This is a genomic window from Mycobacterium sp. IDUB_36, assembly GCF_055419225.1.
Genome location: NZ_JBVAXH010000001.1, coordinates 2,730,254 through 2,751,696 on the forward strand (window position 1 = coordinate 2,730,254; position 21,443 = coordinate 2,751,696).

Sequence of the window (21,443 nt, forward strand, 5' to 3'; positions counted from 1 at the left end):
TGCGAAGGAATGGTCATAAGGACGTCGGCCGTTCGAGGGGTGGGTCGTCATCCCGATGACTGGCCGCCAGTCGCAAGCGCGTCGAGTACCAGTCGCAACACTCGCACCGCTCCCGCCTTGTCCAACGGATCGTTGCCATTGCCGCATTTCGGCGACTGCACGCACGATGGACAGCCCGACGGGCATTCGCACGCCTCGATCGCCGCGAGGGTGGCGCTGAGCCAGGTCTGGGCCTGCCGGAATCCCTGTTCGGCGAAGCCCGCCCCGCCGGGGTACCCGTCGTAGACGAAGACACTTGGCAGACCGTCGGATTCGGGACCGGCGGCGGTGGACAGGCCGCCGATGTCACCTCGGTCGCAGCTGGCTACCAGCGGCAGCAGGCCGATCGCGGCGTGCTCGGCGGCATGCAGCGAACCGGGAATCTGTAGGGGCTCGATCCCGTTGTCGTCCAACTCTTCTGGGGTGATGGTGTACATGACCGCCATGGTGTGCAGGGTGTGTGGCGGCAGCACCATCTCGACGAAGTCGATGACCTCGCCGTTCAACCGGCGACGCAAGTAGCCCACGATCTGATTCGTCACGCTGACCGGCACCAGGCCGAGAGTGACCGGTCCGAATGCGCGGCGCTCGCCGGGCCCGGTGACCGCGATGTCGGTGAGTTCGCGTGCGAACGTGGCATATCCGGGATCTTCGGCATGTACGAAGGCCATGCCGTCATCGAAATCCAGCGAGTCGACGACGTAGCTCTCGCCCTGATGCAGGTACACCGCGCCCGGATGCACCGCGGCGGCGGCCTGGCCTGCACTCGCCGTCCCCAACAGCCGACCGGTGTCGCCCTCGACGATCACGACCTGACCGCCCGTCGGCCCCCGAATGTCCACGGCCGGATGGGGATCCACCCCCGGCGCCGGGTAGTACTTGCCGGAACGACGTCGCAGCAGCCCGTCATCCACCAGGCCGGCGGCGACATCCTCCGCGCCCAACGATCGAACCTCGGCGTCGTCGATCGGTAGTTCTGTTGCAGCGCACAGCAATTGAGGACCCAGAATATAGGGGTTGGCCGGATCGATCACCACCCGCTCGATCGGCTTGTCCAACAGGGCGGCGGGGTTGTGCACCAGATAGGTGTCCAGCGGGTCGTCGCGGGCCACCAGCATCACCAGCGCCCCTTGGCCTCGCCGTCCAGAACGGCCGGCCTGTTGCCAGAACGAGGTGACCGTTCCGGGGAAACCGGCGAGCACCACCGCGTCCAGGCCGGCGATGTCGATACCGAGTTCCAGGGCGTTGGTCGTGGCCAGACCGCGCAACTGCCCGTCCAGCAGCGCCTGTTCCAGCGCGTTGCGATCCTCGGGCAGATACCCCGCCCGATACGACGCCACCGTCTCGACCAGCTGCGGAGCGATGTCTTCGAGGCGTGCACGAGTGGCGAGCGCGGTCAGTTCGGCACCGCGACGGGACCGGACGAACGTCAAGGTCCGCGCCCCCTCGGCGATCAGATCGGCCATCAGCCGCGCCGCCTCGCTGCCGGCGGACCGGCGGACCGGTGCGCCGTTTTCACCGGTGATGTCGGTGCGCAATGCCGGTTCCCACAGGGCCACCGTCCGGGCGCCCTGCGGTGATCCGTCTTCGGTGACCTCCGCGACAGGTTGGCCGATGAGCTCGGTGGCGGTCGCGCCCGGATCAGACGTCGTCGCGCTGGCGAAAATGACGGTGGGTACCGTGGCCGGGTCACTGGAATAGCGGGCGCACAACCGCAGCAGCCGCCTCAGCACCATCGCCACGTTCGATCCGAAAACGCCACGGTAGTAATGACATTCATCAACGACGACGAAGCGAAGATTGCGCAGGAAGATCGCCCAGCGAGCGTGGTTGCGTAGCAGTGCCAGGTGGACCATGTCGGGGTTGGAGAACACCCAGCGGGACCGCTCGCGCGCCAAACGCCGTATCTCGCTCGGGCTGTCGCCGTCGTACGCCGTCGGCGCGACATCGGCCAGCCGGGGGATCGCTGCGGTCAGTGCGTGGGCGGCCCGCAATTGATCGTGGCCAAGGGCTTTCGTCGGCGAGATGTAGAGGGCACGGGCGCGCGGACCGGTCGCCAGCGCATTCAAGATGGGCAGTTGGTAGGCCAGCGATTTCCCGGATGCCGTGCCAGTGCTGATAACAACGTGATGTCCGGCGTGTGCCAGGTCCGCGGCCTGCACCTGATGTGCCCACGGCAAGCTCACACCGCGGTCGGTGAAAGCGCGCAGCACATCGGGTTCGACCCATGTCGGCCAAGGCTGTTGGCGGCCGTGCCGCGCCGGTAGCTCGGCGACATGGCGCAGCGGGTGTTCACCGACCTCGATGCCGGCGACCGCGGCCGCGAGCAACTCGCTGCCGAACGTCACCACGATTAAGTGCCTCCTGATCTGAACTGACGACTCGGAAATGCGGCCGAGTGGCCCGCGTCGACCGGCGGTTTCGGGCCCGCACTTCAATTGTTTACCTCGTGGTAGCTCAATTGCTGACCTGAGGCTGTTGCTGGGGCGTTGAACATGGTTGACTGTTTGCGGTCGCAGCTTCTGTGTTCGTGTCAAACTTTCGCAGGATCGACGTTGCGGTCGCGGTTCCTGCGTTGTAGGTCGGGTGAAGTTCCGACGACTCAGCAAGGTCTAGCGGTCGGAACGGGCCCGGAGCATCGAGGTGATGCTTCGCACCCGAGTAGTAAAGGAAATATCGAGAAATGCCACAGGGAACTGTGAAGTGGTTCAACGCGGAAAAGGGATTCGGCTTCATCGCCCCCGAAGACGGTTCGGCCGACGTGTTCGTCCACTACACGGAGATCCAGGGAAGCGGCTTCCGCACCCTCGAAGAAAACCAGCGCGTGGAGTTCGAGGTCGGACAGAGCCCCAAGGGTCCTCAGGCCACCGGCGTCCGCTCCATCTGAGCAACTGTCAACGACGACCCCCCGCACGACCTGGTATCCCCAGGTTCGGACGGGGGGTTTTCGCTTCCCGCCCATCGTGATTCACGAGCGTCACGCGCGCCGTCCACGCTGGGGTTGGTGGGAGCGGGTCCTCCTCTCGCCGCGTTGCGGCGCGCATCGTCCTCGCTGGGGTTGGTGGGAGCGAGTCCTCCTCTCGCCGCGTTGCGGCGCGCATCGTCCGCGCTGGGGTTGGTGGGAGCGAGTCCTCCTCTCGCCGCGTTGCGGCGCGCATCGTCCGCGCTCGGGCGCTTAATGTCGATGTCGTGAGCCAGCTGTCTTTCTTCTCCGCTGAGTCGGTGCCGCCTGCGGTCACCGACCTCACCGGGGTGCTCGCCGCGGCCGGCCAGATCGTCACCGTCGGCAGCGGAGCCCGGCTGTCAGTGGTGGTCGATCAAGCCTGGCGGGCCGAGGCGCTCGGCCAGATGATCGACAACGCCGGATTGACCGCCGAAATCACCCAGACTGACGAACACACCCCGCTGGTTCGGACCGATGTCGACACCCGGCTGCGTCCAATGGCCGGAGAGTGGACCCGCGGCGCGGTGAAGACCGTTCCACCGATGTGGCTGCCTGGGCCGCGGGAATTGCGCGCCTGGATCCTGGCCGCCGGCAGCCCGGAAGCCGACCGCTACCTGTTGGGGCTGGATCCGCACGCACCGGACACGCATTCGCCGCTGGCGTCCGCGTTGATGCGCGTCGGGATCGCGCCGACGCTGATCGGCACCCGCGGCGCGCGGCCCGCTCTGCGTATCAGTGGTCGCCGCAGGCTATCGCGCCTGGTAGAGAACGTCGGGGAACCGCCTGAGGTGGCCGAGGCGTTGGCATTCTGGCCGCGCGTCTAGGTGAAATAGCGCGGCCTCGAAAACGGCTCCGCACGGGGGGTCGGTTTGCGTCGGCCCTTTTCGGGTGCCACATTGTCAGTTGTCTACCGGCCGAGAGGCTTCGTGGATTGACGTCGGCCGATCGCGGAAATACCTATCTGCGAGGCCGGTGGGGGCCGAAGAAGTAATGGAAGCGAGCGTAGGCACAAGTGGCTGATAGCGGCGGGAACGGCGCCACGAGGCGACTTGTCATTGTCGAGTCGCCCACCAAAGCGCGCAAACTGGCCGGCTACCTCGGCGCCAATTACATCGTCGAGTCGTCCCGGGGCCACATCCGCGACCTGCCGCGGGCGGCGGCCGACGTGCCCGCCAAGTACAAATCGGAGCCCTGGGCCCGTCTCGGCGTCAACGTCGACGAGGACTTCGAACCGCTCTACATCGTCAGCCCGGACAAGAAGAGCACGGTCACCGAGCTCAAGGGCCTGCTCAAAGACGTCGACGAGCTCTACCTGGCCACAGATGGTGACCGCGAGGGCGAAGCAATCGCCTGGCACCTACTCGAGACGCTGAAGCCCCGCGTTCCGATCAAGCGGATGGTGTTCCACGAGATCACCGAGCAGGCGATCCTGGAGGCCGCCGCCAATCCGCGCGACCTGGACATCGACCTGGTCGACGCGCAGGAGACCCGCCGCATCCTGGACCGGCTGTACGGCTACGAGGTCAGCCCGGTGCTGTGGAAGAAGGTGGCGCCGAAGCTGTCCGCAGGGCGCGTGCAGTCCGTGGCCACCCGCATCATCGTGCAGCGCGAACGCGACCGGATGGCGTTCCGCAGCGCCGCCTACTGGGACGTGGTGGCCGAGTTGGACGCCAGCGTGTCGGACCCCAAGGCGCAGCCGCCGCGGTTCAACGCCCGGCTGACCACGGTCGACGGCCTGCGGGTTGCGACCGGACGCGATTTCGACTCGCTGGGCGTGGTACGCAAGCCCGACGAGGTGACGGTGCTCGACGAGGCCGGTGCGGTTTCGCTGGCCACCGGCCTGCGCGGGCAACAGCTCACCGTCGGGTCGGTCGAGGAGAAGCCCTACACCCGTCGCCCGTACCCACCGTTCATGACGTCGACGCTGCAGCAGGAAGCCGGCCGCAAGTTACGGTTCTCCGCCGAGCGCACGATGAGCATCGCCCAGCGGCTGTACGAAAACGGCTACATCACCTACATGCGTACCGACTCGACCACGCTGTCGCAGTCGGCGATCAACGCGGCCCGTACGCAGGCCCGTCAGCTCTACGGCGAGGAGTACGTCTACCCCTCGGCGCGCCAGTACACCCGCAAGGTGAAGAACGCGCAGGAAGCCCACGAGGCGATCCGGCCGGCCGGGGAAACCTTCGCCACCCCCGACGGTGTGCGGCGTGAGCTCGACGGTGACGAATTCCGGCTCTACGAGCTGATCTGGCAGCGCACGGTGGCCTCGCAGATGGCCGACGCCCGCGGCACCACGCTGAGCCTGCGGATCAACGGCGAATCGGGCGGCCGTCAGGTTCAGTTCTCCGCCAGCGGCCGGACCATCACCTTCGCCGGGTTCCTGAAGGCCTACGTGGAAACCGTCGACGACCAGGCCGGTGGTGAGGCCGACGACGCCGAGAGCCGGCTGCCGCAGCTGACCCAGGGCCAGCGGGTGGACGCCACCGAGCTCACTCCGGACGGCCATTCGACCAACCCGCCCGCCCGCTACACCGAAGCCTCGCTGATCAAGGCGCTGGAGGAACTCGGCATCGGGCGACCGTCGACGTACTCGTCGATCATCAAGACCATCCAGGACCGCGGTTACGTGCACAAGAAGGGCAGCGCGCTGGTCCCGTCGTGGGTCGCGTTCGCGGTCATAGGTTTGCTGGAGCAGCATTTCGGCCGGTTGGTGGACTACGGCTTCACCGCCGCGATGGAGGACGAACTCGACGCGATCGCGTCGGGTACCGAGCGGCGGACCAACTGGCTCAACAATTTCTACTTCGGCGGCGACCACGGCGTCGACGACTCGATCGCCCGCTCGGGTGGCCTGAAAAAGCTGGTCGGCGTCAACCTCGAGGGCATCGATGCCCGAGAAGTCAACTCCATCAAGCTTTTTGACGACGCGGAGGGCCGAAAGGTCAACGTGCGGGTCGGCCGCAACGGGCCGTACCTCGAGCGGATGGTGACGGGTGACGACGGCGAACCGACGCCGCAGCGGGCCAACCTGCACGATTCGCTGACCCCCGACGAGTTGACCCTCGAGGTTGCCGAAGAGCTGTTTGCGACTCCCCAGGAGGGCCGCTCACTGGGCGTCGACCCGGAGTCCGGGCACGAGATCGTGGCCAAGGACGGACGTTACGGCCCGTACGTCACCGAGGTGCTGCCCAAGCCGGACGACGACGAGGGCACCGCCGGCCAGCCGGCGAAGAAGGGCAAGAAGCCGACCGGTCCCAAGCCGCGCACCGGATCGCTGCTGCGCAGCATGGACCTGCAGACCGTGACGCTCGAGGATGCCCTCAAGCTGCTCTCGCTGCCGCGGGTGGTCGGCGTCGACCCCGAATCGAAAGAGGAGATCACCGCCCAGAATGGTCGCTACGGCCCATACCTGAAGCGCGGCACCGACTCTCGCTCGCTGGCCACCGAGGACCAGATCTTCGACGTCACTCTCGAGGAGGCGTTGAAGCTCTACGCCGAACCGAAACGTCGTGGGCGCCAGGGCGCTGCGGCGCCGCCGCTGCGTGAACTGGGCAGCGACACCGCGTCCGGTAAGCCGATGGTGATCAAGGACGGCCGCTTCGGCCCGTACGTCACCGACGGTGAGACCAACGCGAGCCTGCGTAAGGGCGACGACGTCTTGTCGATCACCGATGCGCGCGCCTCCGAGCTGCTGGCGGATCGGCGGGCCCGCGGCCCGGTGAAAAAGACGGCTAAGAAAGCCGCCGCGAAGAAGACTCCGGCTAAGAAAACGGCGAAGAAGACCGCGGCCAAGAAGGCAGCAAAGCGCAGCTAGAGGCCTTTTCGGGAGGTCTGGCCGAGCCCGGAAAAATTAACTAGTGATTCTCAGCCAGTTCTCAGGTACAGTGTCCCTACACACGTCGTGAAAACATCACGCGTCCGATAGGGAGAATCATGCGACCCGCCGTCCGTTACTGCATCACCGCCGGTGTTGCGCTCGGTGGTGTCAGCATCCTGATCGCGGCCCCTTCTTCGCCGCCGCTGCGCGACGTACAGGTGCCGGCGATGCAGCTCTCCAACAACTCGCACGACAATCCCGATGCCGGCGGTCCCTCTTTCGCGGACCTGTTGCAGACCATGGGCGGGGTGGAAACGCCGGTCGTGGTGCAGAACATCACCGAGTCCGACGCCGGTGTGCTCGAAGGCGGTCAGCCGGCCAGCATCCCGGGCCTCAGTGATCTGCTGAATCTGGGCAGCGACCCGATCAGCGGCGGCCCTGACTCGCAGGGCAAGACATTCATCGATGTCGGCCCGCTGGTGCCCAGCGACCTCACCATCCCGCCGCCTGCCGGCCGCTAGCCGCTGAGTTCCTTCGAAACCCCCTCCGGCGCGGCCAGATTCAGCGGACGCGCCAACTGAGTCGGTGCCGTGCGCCCGCGCAAGCCCACCACTTCGGCGACGTCCCAACACAGGGCTTCGGCGTCCAGAGCGTTGCTGACCGCGACCGACGAGGCCAGCACGTGACCGGTCTCCAGCTTGGCCAGTTCGGTGAGCCGGGCCGCCTCGTTGACCGGGTCGCCGATCACCGTGTACTCGAATCGGGCCAGCGCGCCGATGTGTCCGGCGATGGCGCGGCCCGAGGACACCCCGATGCCGAATTCCGCCGAACCGATCACCGGCAACAGTTCGTCATGTAGCTCGCGTGCGGCGGCCAGTGCGCCACCGGAGGCGTCCGGGTGCTCGATCGGGGCGCCGAAGATGGCCAGCGCCGCGTCACCCTGGAACTTGTTGACGAAGCCGCCGTGGCGCCCGACGGTGTCCACCACGACCCGGAAGAACTCGTTGAGCAGGCTGACCACCTCGGCCGGCGGCCGGGTCGACGCCAGCTGGGTCGAGCCGACCAGGTCGACGAACAACACCGCCACGTCGCGCTCCTGGCCGCCGAGTTCGGTGCCGCGTTCCAGCGCGCGGCGGGCGACGTCCTCACCCACGTAGCGTCCGAACAAGTCGCGCAGGCGCTGCCGCTCGGACAGGTCGCGGACCATGTCGTTGAAGCCGGCCTGCAGCAGACCCAGCTCGCTGGCGTCGTAGATCTGCATGTGCGCGTTGTAGTTACCGCGCTGCACTTCGCCCAGGGCCCAGCGCAATTGGCGCAACGGGTCGGCGATCGACATCGCCACCAGTAGCGTGCTGGCCAGCCCGATGCCCAGTGCCAGCAACGCCAGCAACAGGATCGGATTGAGCAGCTTCTCCGGGGGCCCGAGCAGGTACCGCTCTTTGTCTCCCACCACGGCCAGCACGATCGCCAGTAGCGGTACGCCGGTGGACAGTGCCCAGGCCAGCATCTGGCGGCCGATCACGCCGGAGGCCCGGATGTTCTCTGGCAATCCGCCGCGCAGGGCGGCGACGGCCACCGGGCGCAGCACCCGCTCGGACTGCAGGTAGCCGATGATGGCGGTGGCAGTGGCACCCAGGCCGGTCGCGACCGCCACCACCGGCGCAGCGTGATGGGCCACCGGCCAGCTGGTGATGATGAACACCACGCCGCCGATCAACCAGGACGCCAGGTTGATCACCGTGCGGTGGAACGGTGTCCGCAGTGCCCGGCTGCGGGCCAACTCGGTCGCGACCGGATCGGTGTCGGCCAACAGCGCGTCACGGCGCTGCCACCGGAACACCGGCACCAGCAGCCGCGCGCTGATCAGTGTCCCGAGAGCGAACAACACGACGATCGACCCGACAAAGGTCGCCAGGTTCATCGCCGGCAGCTTCTGTAGCTCGATGCGGTCTTCCGGCGGAAGCCCGTAGCGCAGGAACCCCAGCACCAACAGCGCGCCGATGATGTCGGCCTGCAATTGGCTCAGCGTGAACACCGGCCACGGCGTGCGCACGAACCACTGGACGAATCCGCGGATTCGTCTGGGAAGTGCCCCTGCCATGCTCACCTGCCCACCGTATCGGTCGACGGGGACCAAAAAGTAGCCAAAAGGGCAGTATGCGGTGCCCGATCGCGCCGGGAGGTCGGCGGTGGCCACTACTGTTGCCGGTGATGTCACGGGTATTTACGCGCCTGGTTGGCCAGGAGTCGGTGGAGGCCGACTTGGTGGCCGCCGCGGCCGCGGCCCGCGGTGATTCGACTCACAGCGCCGCGATGACCCACGCCTGGTTGATCACCGGCCCGCCCGGTTCGGGGCGCTCGGTGGCCGCGCTGTGCTTTGCTGCGGCGCTGCAGTGCACCTCCGAGGGCCTGCCCGGTTGCGGTGAGTGCCGTTCTTGCACGACGACGATGGCCGGTACGCACGGCGATGTACGCCGCGTCATCCCCGAGGGGCTGTCGATCGGTGTCGACGAGATGCGTGCGATCGTGCAGATCGCGTCCCGGCGACCGAGTACGGGACGTTGGCAGATCGTGCTGGTGGAGGATGCCGACCGGCTCACCGAGGGCGCGGCCAACGCGTTGCTGAAGGTGGTCGAGGAGCCGCCGCCGTCCACGGTCTTCCTGCTGTGCGCGCCGTCGGTCGATCCCGAGGACATCGCGATCACGCTGCGCTCTCGCTGCCGGCACGTCGCCCTGGTGACGCCGCCGCCGGACGCCATCGCGCAGGTCCTGATCGACAGCGACGGGCTCTCACCCGAGACGGCGACCTGGGCGGCGTCGGTCAGCGGCGGTCACGTCGGGCGGGCGCGGCGGCTGGCCACCGATCCCGAGGCCCGAGACCGGCGGATGCAGGCGCTGGGGCTGGCCCGCGACGCCGCGACCCGCTCCAAGGCCTATGCCGCGGCTGAGGCATTGGTGGCCGCCGCCGAGTCGGAGGCGGCGGTGCTGACGGCCGATCGTGACGAGGCCGAGACCGAGGAATTGCGGACGGCGCTGGGCGCCGGCGGCACCGGTAAGGGCGCCGCAGGAGCGTTGCGCGGATCCGCCGGTGCGATCAAAGACCTTGAGCGACGGCAGAAGTCGCGCCAGACCCGGGCGTCCCGAGATGCGCTCGATCGCGCTTTGATCGACCTGGCAACCTACTTTCGCGACGCGCTGCTGGTCGCGGCGAGTGCCCCGGGCCCGCGGGCCAATCACCCCGACATGGCCGAGCAGATCGCCTCGATGGCTGCGCACGTTCCGGCCGATCGGTTGCTGCGCTGCATCGAGGCCGTACTGGGGTGCCGGGAGGCGCTGGCGATCAACGTCAAGCCCAAGTTCGCCGTGGACGCGATGGTCGCCACCATCGGTCAGGCGCTACGCGACTGAGCTGTTTGAGCGCCCGAGTGGCGCTGCCGTAGACTCGTGCCGCCCGACAGGGCAGGCCACCTTAGCTCAGTCGGTAGAGCAGCTCACTCGTAATGAGCAGGTCAGGAGTTCGATTCTCCTAGGTGGCTCCACTCCTCGACCGAGGGCCGCTCAGCGCGGCAATACGTACCCCACCGGTCCGGCCGCGACGCACACACTCAAGGCGGCGGTGTTGGCGCGTACCCGGATGGCGTTGCCCGCGCCGGGCAGTCGCACGAACACCCGGTTGAGCCCGGGGTGCACCGGAACCCGGGTGAAGGTCCCGTCCGACAAAGCCATCGACATCGACCCGTCGCTGTTGGCCAGGTAGTTGACCTCGGCCGTCCAATCCGTCGGCAGCAGTGGGCCGTCGAGACCGATCTGGATCGGGTGATCGGGTTGCACCAGATACCCGCACTGCGGCACCGGTCCGGGATTCATGGCGCGAACCCACGTCACCTGCGCGTCGACGAGGCGACCGCTTCCGTCAAGTGTCCTCAATTGTGTTGTCGTCAAGGCGAACTCAGGCCGATCCTGCATTAGCGCGAAGACGTGACCGGCCAGGTTGTCCGGCCACGCGACCCGGCCGAGAACCAGCGGATCCACCTCCTGCTCCAGCAGCGGTGCGCTCGACCGCGCGTGCGCCGCGGCGAGTTCGCGGCGAGCGGTCTGCAGATACGGCTGAGCCGGGTTTTCCCGCCAGGACGTCAGAAAGGTCGCCGTCGAATAACCACTGCTCGCCACGAACAGTGCTGCCGCCGCGACGGTGATCGCCGTGCGCAGCGCCGACGTGTCCAACCGGTGTGACGACGCACGGTTGGGTGCGCACAAACCGACCGCGGCCAGCAGTGCCAGGACGACCACGAGATCTGGTAGATAGCGCAAGGTTTGGGCCAACTCCAGCACCGTGAAGCGTGACGAACGCATCAGATAGATCGGCACCTGACAGGCGACCACGTAACCGGCCGCGGTCACCCACAGCACGGCGATGCGCTCCTTGCGCGCCAACGACAGCGCCAGCACGGCTGCCAGCGCCAACCAGCCGAGCGCCATCACGGACGTCGGCGGGGTAGCCCACGGCGAGGCGGGCGCCCACCGGCCCCACTGCCACGGCCCTCCGGCCAAACCCGGCACGATGCCGTGAGTAACGGAGCGGCGCAACAGATCCCACGTCATGGCCAGGTCCGAACTCCACCGGCGTTGGTTCACCACGGCCAGATAGACGGCGATCCAGCCGGCCGTCAACGCCAGCGAAACCACCCACAGTCGGACGCCGCCTCGCCACACCGTCCGGAGCGGGGTGCGATCGCCCCGCGCATGACACAACAGCGCGGTGACCGCGAATGCGACGAACGGGACCACCGCGGTTTTCTCGAAGAACAGCAACCCACCCAGGTAGGCGACCGTGCCGGTGACCGCGTACCGCTGACTGCCCGTGCGAACCAGCAGGATCGCGTCGGCGCACACCCAGGCCAGCGCGGCCAGCATCGGCAGCGAGTTCAGCGCCGCCGCCCACCACGCGAACCCGGGCACCCCGAGCGGCGTGAACAGCGCGAAGGTGAGCGGGACAAGCAACACCGGGCGCCAGCCGAGAATCACGTACAGCGCCCGCAGCAATGCCAGCGACGCCGCGAGCTGCAGCACCACCAGGCTGACGGCCGGCCCGATCCAGTTCAAGGGTGCGACCCGGGTGATGACCCCGGCCACCAGGAACGCCGCCGGCATGACGTGACCGTCGTGGTCGTCGAACAGATAGGACAGCGAGAGCAGGCCGTGCGTGCCGGCCCGGCTGACCAGAATGATGTCGTCCCAGTAGAAGTAGCCGCCGAAGGCCAGCACGCCGCGGATCACCAGCTGGATCGCGATGAGCCCCGCCGCGGCCAGCGCCACTATCGGCAGCCCGCCGACCCGTCGGTATGGTGAGCCGGTGCGCGCACTGGTCACCGGGGCTGCCGGGTTCATCGGGTCGACGCTAGTCGACCGGCTGTTGAGCGACGGCCACACCGTCGCCGGCCTGGACAACTACGCGTCCGGCCGGGCGACCAACCTCGAGCACCTCGCCGAGACCGGCGAGTTCGCGTTCGTCGAGGCCGACATCGTCACCGCCGATCTGCGGGCGATCTTCGAAGAGCACCGCCCCGAAGTGGTGTTCCATCTGGCCGCCCAGATCGACGTTCGGCACTCGGTGGCCGACCCGCAATTCGACGCGTCGGTCAATGTGATCGGCACTGTGCGGCTTGCCGATGCCGCCCGGCAGGCCGGGGTGCGCAAGGTGGTGCACACCTCGTCCGGTGGCTCGATCTACGGGACACCGCCGGTCTATCCGACCGGCGAAGCGGTGCCCACCGACCCGGCGTCTCCCTACGCCGCGGGCAAGGTGGCCGGCGAGATCTACCTGAACACGTTCCGGCATCTCTACGGGCTGGAGTGCTCGCACATCGCGCCCGCGAATGTCTATGGGCCCCGGCAGGATCCGCACGGCGAGGCCGGTGTGGTGGCGATCTTCGCGCAGGCTCTGCTGTCCGGAAAACCCACCAAGGTGTTCGGTGACGGTTCCAATACCCGGGACTACGTGTTTGTCGACGACGTGGTGGACGCGTTCGTCAAGGCCTCCGGCTCGGCGGGCGGTGGGCAACGATTCAACGTCGGCACCGGCGTGGAAACCTCGGACCGGCAACTGCATTCAGCCGTGGCCGCCGCCGTGGGCGCGCCTGACGACCCGGAGTTCCATCCGCCGCGACTGGGTGACCTGAAGCGGTCCTGCCTCGACATCAGTTCAGCGGAAACGGTTTTGGGCTGGAAGCCGCAGGTCGAACTCGACCACGGTGTGGCTCGGACCGTGGACTACTTCCGCCGGACCCACGCCGGCTAGCTGGTCACGGGGTCGAGGTCGGGGTCAACAGGGTCGGAGCCGGCGTCCACTGGTCGGTGTGCCGGTGATGCTTGGGGCCGTGCACCGCGGAGATCACGATGACGAGCGCGAGAAACGATCCGACGGTTGCCAGCGGCAGCCATACCCACCACTTGCGTCGTGTGGGCTGCGCCGGCGGGGGAGCCCAGACGCGGGTGTGCGCGACGCCGCCGCCGTGGTAGGTGGCCCACCACACCGCGTAGTCGTGGGCCTGCTGCGCCTGCAACCGCAGGGTCTTGCGCGCATTCGCGTTCTGCGACAACGAGATCGGATTCCACAGCACCGATGCGATGCTCCACCACCCCAGCAGGATGCAGTACTGTTGGGCCTCGTCGATGGCCGCTTCGCACTGCGCGTAGGTCCCGGTGGTGGTGAAACGCTGATTCATCCAGAAGATCAAGGCGCCCGTGTGCTTGACGGTGCGCACCTGGAAGATCGGCTCCGCCGGTGGCGGCGGATAGCTGGGCTGCTGCTGCGGCTGCGACACGTGATACTCCCCGGACGACGTTGCTGTGCCAGAAATCCTATCCAGGGTGCGGCGTCGGCAAGGGCACCAATTTTGCTCCTCCGCGGGTAGCGATCAGGTGGAGCCAATCCCTTGTTCGAGTTCGTGATCGCCGGTGAGCATCTGTGCAAGTCCCGGCAGGAAGGAGATTGCGGTGTCCACACCCGACCCCGACGGGGTGCACGACGACGATGGCTCGTCTCGGCACGGACACCGGCGACGTCTGAGCCTGGACTGGTGGGCCACCATCGTGGCCGGCGTCGTGGTGCTGCTGGCCGTGGCGGGCCTGCTGCCCAGGATTCCGTGGTGACCTGGTGAGCGCCGTTGCAACCGAGCCCGACAACGAGTTCGTCAGCCGCAACGTCGTCGAGTACGTGCCGGGGGTGCTGCTGCTGACCGCCATCGGACTGCTGGGCAAGTATGCCCAGGTCTGGTGGAATTCGCTTGCCCACCAGTACCATTGGCGCGTCCCGGATGTCGAATTCGTGTTGTGGGCAATCGTCCTGGGCCTGCTCGTCACCAACACCGTCGGATTGCACCGGATATTCCGCGCCGGCGTCCAGACCTACGAATTCTGGCTGAAGATCGGAATCGTCGCTCTCGGTGTGCGATTCGTGCTCGGCGATGTCGTGAAACTGGGCGGCATCTCGCTGATCCAGATCCTCGTCGACATGGTGCTGGCCGGAGCGATCATCCTTGCCGCGGCCCGCTTCTTCGGCCTGTCCGGCAAGCTCGGTTCCCTGTTGGCCATCGGCACTTCCATTTGCGGGGTGTCGGCCATCGTCGCGTCCAAGGGAGCGATCCGGGCCCGCAACGCCGACGTCGGCTACGCGATCGCTTCGATTCTCGCGCTGGGCGCTGTCGCGCTGTTCGCCCTACCGGTCCTCGGGCACGCGATCGGTTTGACCGACCACGAATTCGGTTTGTGGGCAGGGCTTTCCGTCGACAACACCGCGGAAACCACCGCCACCGGTTACCTGTATTCCGAGCAGGCCGGCAAGATCGCGGTGCTGGTGAAGTCCACCCGCAACGCGCTGATCGGCTTCGTCGTGCTGGGTTTCGCGTTGTATTGGGCGTCCCGGGGCGAGGCCGACGGCATAGCGCCGGGCCTGCGGGCGCGGGCCGCGTTCGTGTGGGACAAGTTCCCCAAGTTCGTGCTGGGTTTCCTCGCGGTGTCCGCGATCGCCACCGCCGGCCTGCTCAGCAAGGGCCAAGCCGCCAATGTGGCCAACGTGTCACGGTGGGCGTTCCTGCTGACGTTCGCCGGCGTCGGGCTCAACACCGACATCCGCGAACTGGTTCGCACCGGATGGCGGCCGTTGGTGGTCGCGGTCATCGGCCTGGTGGTCGTCGCCGCAGTCTCGCTCGCGCTGGTACTGATCACCTCACGCGGACTGCACTGGGGTGTCGGCGCCGGCTGATCGGGTCGACCGCCGGCGCCGCGGGTCCGCTACGGCCAGCGCTTGAAGCAGGCGTTCTCGTCGCCGAGCACTCCGTTGCGGAAGGCGTCGACGCGCGCGAAGACCGATGCCGCCGACTGGCCGTTCACGTCCCCGGCGACCTGGCCGTTGGTCAGGATGCCCGACACCGCCTCGTCGAGGTCACCGCCGCTGAGTGCGATGTTGGTGCCACCCGAAAGGCTCACCGGCTTGGCGAGTTTGGTGGTGAACACCCCGGTCAGACACGCCGTACGCAATCCGGTGTTGGTGTTGTCCAGCGGCAGTCCGCCGCGCTGGTTCTGCACTGCGAGCATGTACCGCGACGCGAACACCGAGAACGCCGAGTAGTCGCCGAACAGTGGGCCTGCACCCTGGAAGGGGGCGCCGCGGGCCAAACTGGTGCCCATCAGGATCAGTTGGGGCATATCGACCGCGATGGTGTTGGTTGCCGGGCAGTACGAGGCCGACGGGCTAGGGCGAGCGTCCGGGCAGAAGGCCGGATCGAAGCTCAACTGCGGGGCCTTGTCGAGCGGGAACACTCTGCCCAGCGCCTCGGTCACCTTCTTCACCGACTCCTGGCTGATCAGGAATTCGCCGGTCTGACCCTCTTCGACGAATTCCTTGGGCAGGTTGCCGCGGCGCTGCTTGATTTCCTTCTCGTCGATCCCGGCGCAGGCGGGCACTCCGCCGTCGAAACCGAACTGGAATGCCGTCACTCGCTCGAACGCCGACCCGTGTACCTGCCGCCGCTTGAGTCGGTCCGAAACCGCTGACGTGACAAGCGAATCGCTGATACCGATCATCACCGACAGCAACTTGGTCAAGCCGTCTCCGGTGCTCAGCGTGAAGCGTTTGGACTTGCCGTCGGCCACCCAGCGCATGTAGACCCCGGCATAGCAGTCCGCCTGCTGCTCGCCCACCGTCTGCGAAGCCTGGTCCTTGATCTCCAGACCCGCCAACCGCTGGACCGCGTGACCGTACTCGTGAGCGAGGACGACCACCACGCCCATATCGCCGCCGGTGCTGCGTTCCTCGGGCAGCAGCACGCCGCGGTCCCATCCGATGGTGTTGTAGGAGTTGGTGCACTGGCCAGGCGGGCTGGGCCGGTCGTCGGGGCAGTTGGTCCCTTTGACCGGGCAGTAGAAGGCGTTCGGCACCCCGTGGGTGTCCCTCGCGCAGAACATGCCGTTCTTGTACCGGGAGTCGTAGGAGAACAAATCGTTGACCGGGGTGAATTTGCCCTGCAACGGCGCCTTGTAGGCGTCGGCCCAGAACTGTTCGATGTCCGACACGGCCATCGCGGCCAGATTGTCGATCTCGCCGCCGTCGCCGTCCGCCACGTTGCGGGTGGGCCCGGGCGCGCCGGGCCGCAGCCCGGAGATCCCGTTGCCGACCGGCTTGTCGGCCACCTTCGACGGGTTCGGTTGCGTCAGAGTCGGTGCCGGCGGCGGGGTGGGCACCGAGGGCTTGTGGCATCCCACCACCAGGGCGGCCACACTCACCACGACCACGGCAGCGCGCAGGAGTCGGTTCATCGGGGAGCCTCCGTGGGTTGGGGCTTGGTCAACGAGACGATGATGGAGTCGGCGCTGGACAGGTGTTGCTCCCCGTTTCGGGAGCGCAACCAGAACTCGTTCAGCTTCTCGGCATCGCCTATCCCGAAATACTCGGCGCAGGATTCCGACGCGCTGTCGAAGTTGTCGATGGCCTGCTGCACCTCTGCGGTCAGGGTGGGGTTCGGCGACGGCATCACATCCCGCAGCCCCTCCGTGGCATTGCGCAGTTGATCGCAGTTGGCCTTCAACTTGTCGTCGTCGATGTGACCCCTGGCTGCGATGAGGCTGTACGCGTCGTTCTCGGCCTTGTGGATCGCCTCCACGTGCCCCGCGACTTTGGAGAGCCAGTCGGCGAGGTCGGTTTGGCTGGTCGCCGCGGCGTGTGGGCAGGTGATCAGCAGGGCGGCGGCCGTAGCGGTGGAGAGACAAATTGAGACGCGTTGCATCGCGGCACCTTTCGGGGTCAGCCGATTTTAATCTGTGGCGCGGCGCACCTATCGCGGTTTTTTCGGCTGCTGCGCGCCGTCCAGAGCGATCGAGCGGGCCAGCCGCGCGTACCGCAGTTCGAGGTCTTTGAATCGCAGATAGGTGCTCAGGGTGCTGAAGCTGAACGCGACGATCAACGCGTACAGCATCAGGTCGGTGCCGCGGGCGACGCCGAGCCAGTGGGCCACCACGGTCGTGTCGTTGGGTCGCACGACCGCATAGACGCCGGCCAGCAGGAACAATACGAAGCCGACCTTGACCCAGGCCTGCGACTGCACGCTGCGCCGAGACCGCACCAAGTAGACCAGCAGCGCGAAGATCGACGCGATCAGCAGACCCTGGATCCAATTCATCGCGGCATCCTTCCTCGCAAGAATCCGTCGACGATGATGTTGACACCGTTGAGAAGCGGCTGCCCCTTCGCCGAGGAGTACTCGGTGTAGAGCACCTCGACGGGTTGTTCGGCTACCCGCCAACGGTTTTCGTCGATCAGCATGACGAACTCGGTGGCGTGACTCATCCCGTTCATGGTGATGTCCAGCCGGTCGGCCACGGTTTTGTTGAACACCCGCAAGCCGTTGTTGGAATCGGTCAGACCCAGTCGTCGGCCCCGCGGGCTCAGCCGCGCGGCGGTCTGCAGCACGATGCGTTTCAGCAGCGGCGGCCGGCTGACGCCCGGACCGAAGCGGGTCCCGATGACGATGTCGGCCGCGTCCGATGCCAACCGGTCGATCATCGTGAGCACATCGCCGACGCGGTGCTGGCCGTCGGCGTCGAAGGTGGCGAACACCTGCGCGCCGGGCTGGCTGCGGGCGTACTCGACGCCGGTCTGGATGGCGGCGCCCTGGCCGAGGTTCACCGGGTGTCGCACCAGATGCGCTCCGGCGCCCAGGGCGATGTCGCCGGTGTCGTCGGCGCTGCCGTCGTCCACGCACACGACGTTCGGGAACGTCGACCGCAGTTCTGCGATCACCTCGCCGATGACGCCCGCTTCGTTGAAGGCGGGCACCACGATCCAGACGTCACGCGTATCACTGGGCATATCAAGCCCACAAGGTACACGCAGTTCAGCGGCCCGCACGCGCAAGCGCGACCAGGTGGACGCCGATCCCTACCAGCGGGCCGCACAGCAGCGCAGCCACTGTGCGGGTCTGCAGCGGCAGCGGCAGCAAGAGCAGTAGCGCCGCCGCCAGCGTTGCCGACACCCAGCCCAGCGCGTAGGCCCGGTGCAGCGCAGCCGCGACGGTGGCCGCGCCGGTGAGGGTCAGCATCGCAATCGTGATCGCCGCCGCGGTCAGCCAGGCCAGCAGGGCGCCGCCGGCGTGGTAGTCCGGACCGAACGCCACTCGCAGCAGCCACGGACCCAGTAGGCCGGCCGCCGTGACACCGATGCAGCCGATCACGGCGACCAGTGCCGCCGGCGCCAGCAACGCCCGCAGCCGTGCGGTGCGCTGGTCGACGAAGTGCGCGATCAGGTTGCCCTGCATGGCGGTGAGCGGCACCAGCAGCGGCGCCCGGGTCAAGGTCACCGCCAGGATGACGACGCCGCCCTGGGCGCCGAGCTGACTTGACGTCAGCTTCAGCAGCACCGGAAAACCCATCACCAGAATCGCGCTGGCTCCGGCCGCGGTGATCGAGTGCGCGGCCCCGCGCAGGAAGGTCGCGGTGCCGCCCGGTGTCAGCAGCCGGGCCGCGGCCCGCGTCGTCGGCGAGGCCGCGATCATGATCAACCAGGCCACCGCGCCGGCGACGGTGGCCCACAGGAATCCGACCAGGCCCCAGCCGACCAGAACGGTGACCGCGGAGACGGCCACCCGCATGATCGCGTCGGTGACCATCAGTGCGCCGTACTGCGTCCAGCGGTTGGTGCCGGCGAGCATGCCGAGCAATGTGGCGTGCAGGCAGAAGCCCGCCAGCCCGACGCCGAGCAGCCCAACCGACAGCCCGGGGGCGTGCGCGAACACCCGGCCGCTCCACAGTGGTGAGCTACCGGCGATCAGCACGGCGGCGCCGATCCCCACCAGCGCCGCGACCCGCAGCGGGTGGGTACGCGCGTCGGGCAGCACCTCCGCGTAGCCGGCCGCGCGCACCTCCCGGGTGGTTTCCTGCAGCAACCCGTTCGCCGCTCCCGTGACCAGGCCGAATGCGCCCCAGAACACCGCGAAGACCGAGAAGCCGGCCGGGGCCAGGTCGCGGGCGGCCAAGTAGACGACCGCGTAGCCGCACAGCGCCGTCACCGCCGTCGCGGTACCCACCCGGGCCATGCTGCTGCGCGCGATCGGACCGGCGAACGGCCCGATGCCTGCGCTGCCGCCCACTTCGGTCACGGTTTGAAAATACTCACAGCCGTCACCGACCTCGGCACGCTGCGACGGGCGCGACCTGACAGACTGCTGGGGGAGGGGAGTATTCCTCGGCCGCGGAGTCGTCATCACGTCGCCCACCATCGGGAGACCGGCACGCGGGCCGCCCAGTCGCGATCGTGGCGGTGGAAGAGACCTCTGGTTGCCAACGACCGGAGGTACGCGCATGCACGTCCACCCGCTGGAGTGGATCGTCACTCTCGGCCTGACCGTCGCGGTTCTGCTGTTCGACGTGGTGCTGATGGCACGCCGTTCAGGCGAAGAGCCGACGATGCGACGGTCTGCGGTCGGGCTGGCGGGCTACATCGCGCTCGCCGGGTTCTTCGGGATCTGGCTGTGGTTCGTCCACGGTCACCAATACGCGATCCAGTTCTTCGCCGGCTGGCTCACCGAATACAGCCTGTCGGTGGACAACCTGTTCATCTTCGTCATCATCATGGCGAGCTTCGGCGTGCCCCGGGTGTATCAACGTGAAGCCTTGTTCATCGGCATCGTGATCGCGCTGGTCTTCCGCGGCGTCTTCATCGCGTTGGGCGCCGCCGCCATCGAGCGGTTCACCTGGGTGTTCTACATCTTCGGCGCGTTTCTGGTGTACACCGCGGTGCGGTTGGCGCGGGGGGCAACCCATTCCTCGGATCGTGAGAACGCCCTGGTCCGGTTCGCCCGCAAGCACATGAGCGTGACCGACGAGTGGCACGGACGCCAGATCGTCGTCAAGGACGGCGGGCGACGCTCGATCACTCCGATGGCCCTGGTCGTGCTCGCGCTGGGGGCCACCGACCTGGTGTTCGCGCTGGACTCGATCCCGGCCATCTACGGCCTCACCTCCGAGCCGTATCTGGTGCTGGCCGCCAACGTGTTCGCCTTGATGGGCCTGCGCCAGCTCTACTTCATCGTCGAAGGACTGCTGCAGCGGCTGGTCTACCTGTCCAAAGGGCTTGCCGTCATTCTGGTCTTCATCGGGATCAAGCTGGTCCTGCACGCAATGCACGAGAATGACCTGCCATTCATCAACGGCGGCAAGCACTTTGACGTGCCCGAGATACCGACCCTGGTCAGCCTCGCGGTGATTGCGGTGACGCTGATCGTCGCCGCGGCGGCCAGCCTCATCGCCACCCGCGGGGATGACTGAGCCAGGTCGTACGCCCGTTCAGTCACATCGGCCACTGCGGCACCTGAGCGTGTCGGCAACACTCTGCGCGGAATCGTGACTATCGGCGATATCAGCTGGGCCGGTGATATCGCCGATAGTCACACAAGTAAAAACGAGTGCCACCCCGGAGATCGCCGGTCACGCCTCGATCCGCGCGGAGATGCGTTTGATCGGGCTCCTACTCGGGCCGATACTCGGCCCGCATCGTCGCCCTCAGTGCTGGATGGTCGGGCTTCTCCTCGGGCCGATTAATCGGCCCGCATCGTCGCCCTCAGTGACCCTCTTGCTTGAACCGCTCGATCGAGCGCTGCACCTCGGCCTCGGCTTCCTCGCGGCCCACCCAGTCGGCGGCCTTGACGAACTTGCCCGGCTCGAGCGCCTTGTACTGCGTGAAGAAGTGCTTGATCTCGTCCAGCTCGTTCTGCGGGACGTCGCCGATGTCCTGGATGTGGTCCCAGCGATGATCCTTGGCGGGCACGCACAGCACCTTGTCGTCGCCGCCGGCCTCGTCGGTCATCCGGAACATCGCGACCGGACGTGCCTTGACCACCACACCCGGGAAGACGGACTGCGGCAGCAGCACCAACGCGTCCAGCGGGTCGCCATCCTCGCCGAGGGTGTCGTCGAAGAAGCCGTAGTCGGTCGGATAGACCATCGACGTGTAGAGGTAGCGGTCCAGGAACACCCGGCCGGTCTCGTGGTCGACTTCGTACTTGTTGCGTTGACCCTTGGGGATCTCGACGGTCACGTCGAATTGCACCGGTCCGGCTCCTTCGCCTGAGGAATGTCGCTTGGCGTTGA

At 67.3% G+C, this 21,443-nt stretch carries 19 protein-coding genes and 1 tRNA gene; 10 read left to right on the plus strand and 10 right to left on the minus strand.

Features of this window, described 5'->3' with window-relative positions:
• Nucleotides 1-47 precede the first annotated feature (47 nt).
• Nucleotides 48-2,390: a DEAD/DEAH box helicase gene (locus ACZYW1_RS13485; protein ID WP_463786475.1), complete on the minus strand. Its 2,343-nt coding sequence runs from the start codon at nucleotides 2,388-2,390 to the stop codon at nucleotides 48-50.
• Nucleotides 2,391-2,722: 332 nt separating this feature from the next.
• On the opposite strand from ACZYW1_RS13485, the gene ACZYW1_RS13490 reads away from it, so the two are divergent.
• The 4 genes from ACZYW1_RS13490 to ACZYW1_RS13505 all read left to right on the plus strand — a co-directional run bounded on the left by ACZYW1_RS13490 (nucleotide 2,723) and on the right by ACZYW1_RS13505 (nucleotide 7,324).
• Nucleotides 2,723-2,926 (plus strand): cold-shock protein, encoded by a 204-nt coding sequence (locus ACZYW1_RS13490; RefSeq protein ID WP_003925183.1) that lies wholly within the window; start codon nucleotides 2,723-2,725, stop codon nucleotides 2,924-2,926.
• Between the two features lie 302 nt (nucleotides 2,927-3,228).
• Complete coding sequence (locus tag ACZYW1_RS13495) at nucleotides 3,229-3,807, plus strand: hypothetical protein (protein ID WP_463786477.1); 579 nt, start codon at nucleotides 3,229-3,231, stop codon at nucleotides 3,805-3,807.
• 188 nt (nucleotides 3,808-3,995) lie between these two features.
• The gene (gene topA / locus ACZYW1_RS13500; RefSeq protein ID WP_463786479.1) at nucleotides 3,996-6,800 is read left to right on the plus strand and encodes a type I DNA topoisomerase; all 2,805 of its coding nucleotides are present in this window, start codon (nucleotides 3,996-3,998) and stop codon (nucleotides 6,798-6,800) included.
• A 119-nt stretch (nucleotides 6,801-6,919) separates the two neighbouring features.
• Entirely contained in the window at nucleotides 6,920-7,324 is a 405-nt protein-coding gene (locus ACZYW1_RS13505; RefSeq protein WP_463786481.1) for a hypothetical protein, read from the plus strand.
• Here ACZYW1_RS13505 and ACZYW1_RS13510 read toward each other — a convergent pair.
• Nucleotides 7,321-8,904, minus strand: coding sequence for an adenylate/guanylate cyclase domain-containing protein (locus ACZYW1_RS13510; RefSeq protein WP_463787823.1), 1,584 nt, complete (start codon nucleotides 8,902-8,904; stop codon nucleotides 7,321-7,323). The two genes, ACZYW1_RS13505 and ACZYW1_RS13510, sit on opposite strands and share 4 nt — an antisense overlap.
• Before the next feature lie 110 nt (nucleotides 8,905-9,014).
• Here ACZYW1_RS13510 and ACZYW1_RS13515 point away from each other — a divergent pair, with 110 nt between their 5' ends.
• On the plus strand, nucleotides 9,015-10,211 hold the full coding sequence (locus ACZYW1_RS13515; RefSeq protein ID WP_463786482.1) for a DNA polymerase III subunit delta': 1,197 nt from the start codon (nucleotides 9,015-9,017) through the stop codon (nucleotides 10,209-10,211).
• A 55-nt stretch (nucleotides 10,212-10,266) separates the two neighbouring features.
• Nucleotides 10,267-10,342 (plus strand) — tRNA-Thr (locus ACZYW1_RS13520).
• Between the two features lie 19 nt (nucleotides 10,343-10,361).
• On the opposite strand, the gene ACZYW1_RS13525 is transcribed toward ACZYW1_RS13520, so the two are convergent.
• Nucleotides 10,362-12,191 (minus strand): hypothetical protein, encoded by a 1,830-nt coding sequence (locus ACZYW1_RS13525; protein WP_463786484.1) that lies wholly within the window; start codon nucleotides 12,189-12,191, stop codon nucleotides 10,362-10,364.
• Here ACZYW1_RS13525 and ACZYW1_RS13530 point away from each other — a divergent pair.
• Nucleotides 12,157-13,101: an NAD-dependent epimerase/dehydratase family protein gene (locus ACZYW1_RS13530; RefSeq protein WP_463786486.1), complete on the plus strand. Its 945-nt coding sequence runs from the start codon at nucleotides 12,157-12,159 to the stop codon at nucleotides 13,099-13,101. The genes ACZYW1_RS13525 and ACZYW1_RS13530 overlap by 35 nt on opposite strands.
• Before the next feature lie 4 nt (nucleotides 13,102-13,105).
• On the opposite strand, the gene ACZYW1_RS13535 is transcribed toward ACZYW1_RS13530, so the two are convergent.
• Nucleotides 13,106-13,627, minus strand: coding sequence for a hypothetical protein (locus ACZYW1_RS13535; protein ID WP_463786487.1), 522 nt, complete (start codon nucleotides 13,625-13,627; stop codon nucleotides 13,106-13,108).
• A gap of 172 nt (nucleotides 13,628-13,799) precedes the next feature.
• Between ACZYW1_RS13535 and ACZYW1_RS13540 the strand changes: the two genes are divergently transcribed.
• Both ACZYW1_RS13540 and ACZYW1_RS13545 read left to right on the plus strand, forming a co-directional pair.
• Entirely contained in the window at nucleotides 13,800-13,955 is a 156-nt protein-coding gene (locus ACZYW1_RS13540) for a hypothetical protein (protein ID WP_463787894.1), read from the plus strand.
• Nucleotide 13,956: 1 nt separating this feature from the next.
• The gene (locus ACZYW1_RS13545; RefSeq protein WP_463787824.1) at nucleotides 13,957-15,066 is read left to right on the plus strand and encodes a YeiH family protein; all 1,110 of its coding nucleotides are present in this window, start codon (nucleotides 13,957-13,959) and stop codon (nucleotides 15,064-15,066) included.
• Between the two features lie 29 nt (nucleotides 15,067-15,095).
• Here the strand turns inward: ACZYW1_RS13545 and ACZYW1_RS13550 are convergent, their stop codons facing one another.
• Genes ACZYW1_RS13550 through ACZYW1_RS13570 form a run of 5 tightly spaced genes read right to left on the minus strand, consistent with a single transcriptional unit; the run spans nucleotide 15,096 to nucleotide 19,390 of the window.
• On the minus strand, nucleotides 15,096-16,619 hold the full coding sequence (locus tag ACZYW1_RS13550; protein ID WP_463786489.1) for a neutral zinc metallopeptidase: 1,524 nt from the start codon (nucleotides 16,617-16,619) through the stop codon (nucleotides 15,096-15,098).
• Nucleotides 16,616-17,086, minus strand: coding sequence for a hypothetical protein (locus tag ACZYW1_RS13555; RefSeq protein ID WP_463786491.1), 471 nt, complete (start codon nucleotides 17,084-17,086; stop codon nucleotides 16,616-16,618). Before ACZYW1_RS13555 ends, ACZYW1_RS13550 begins: the two co-directional genes overlap by 4 nt.
• 48 nt (nucleotides 17,087-17,134) lie before the next feature.
• Nucleotides 17,135-17,479, minus strand: coding sequence for a DUF2304 family protein (locus tag ACZYW1_RS13560; RefSeq protein ID WP_463786493.1), 345 nt, complete (start codon nucleotides 17,477-17,479; stop codon nucleotides 17,135-17,137).
• A complete protein-coding gene (locus ACZYW1_RS13565; RefSeq protein ID WP_463786495.1) occupies nucleotides 17,476-18,168 on the minus strand; it encodes a glycosyltransferase family 2 protein in 693 nt (230 codons plus the stop codon). Before ACZYW1_RS13565 ends, ACZYW1_RS13560 begins: the two co-directional genes overlap by 4 nt.
• Nucleotides 18,169-18,193: 25 nt before the next feature.
• Nucleotides 18,194-19,390: a hypothetical protein gene (locus ACZYW1_RS13570; RefSeq protein ID WP_463787825.1), complete on the minus strand. Its 1,197-nt coding sequence runs from the start codon at nucleotides 19,388-19,390 to the stop codon at nucleotides 18,194-18,196.
• Nucleotides 19,391-19,655: 265 nt separating this feature from the next.
• Between ACZYW1_RS13570 and ACZYW1_RS13575 the strand changes: the two genes are divergently transcribed.
• Nucleotides 19,656-20,621, plus strand: coding sequence for a TerC family protein (locus ACZYW1_RS13575; RefSeq protein ID WP_463786498.1), 966 nt, complete (start codon nucleotides 19,656-19,658; stop codon nucleotides 20,619-20,621).
• Nucleotides 20,622-20,913: 292 nt separating this feature from the next.
• On the opposite strand, the gene ACZYW1_RS13580 is transcribed toward ACZYW1_RS13575, so the two are convergent.
• Nucleotides 20,914-21,402 carry an inorganic diphosphatase gene (locus ACZYW1_RS13580; protein ID WP_293004239.1) on the minus strand — a complete coding sequence of 163 codons (489 nt, stop codon included), beginning with the start codon at nucleotides 21,400-21,402 and terminating at the stop codon, nucleotides 20,914-20,916.
• Between the last annotated feature and the right edge of the window lie 41 nt (nucleotides 21,403-21,443).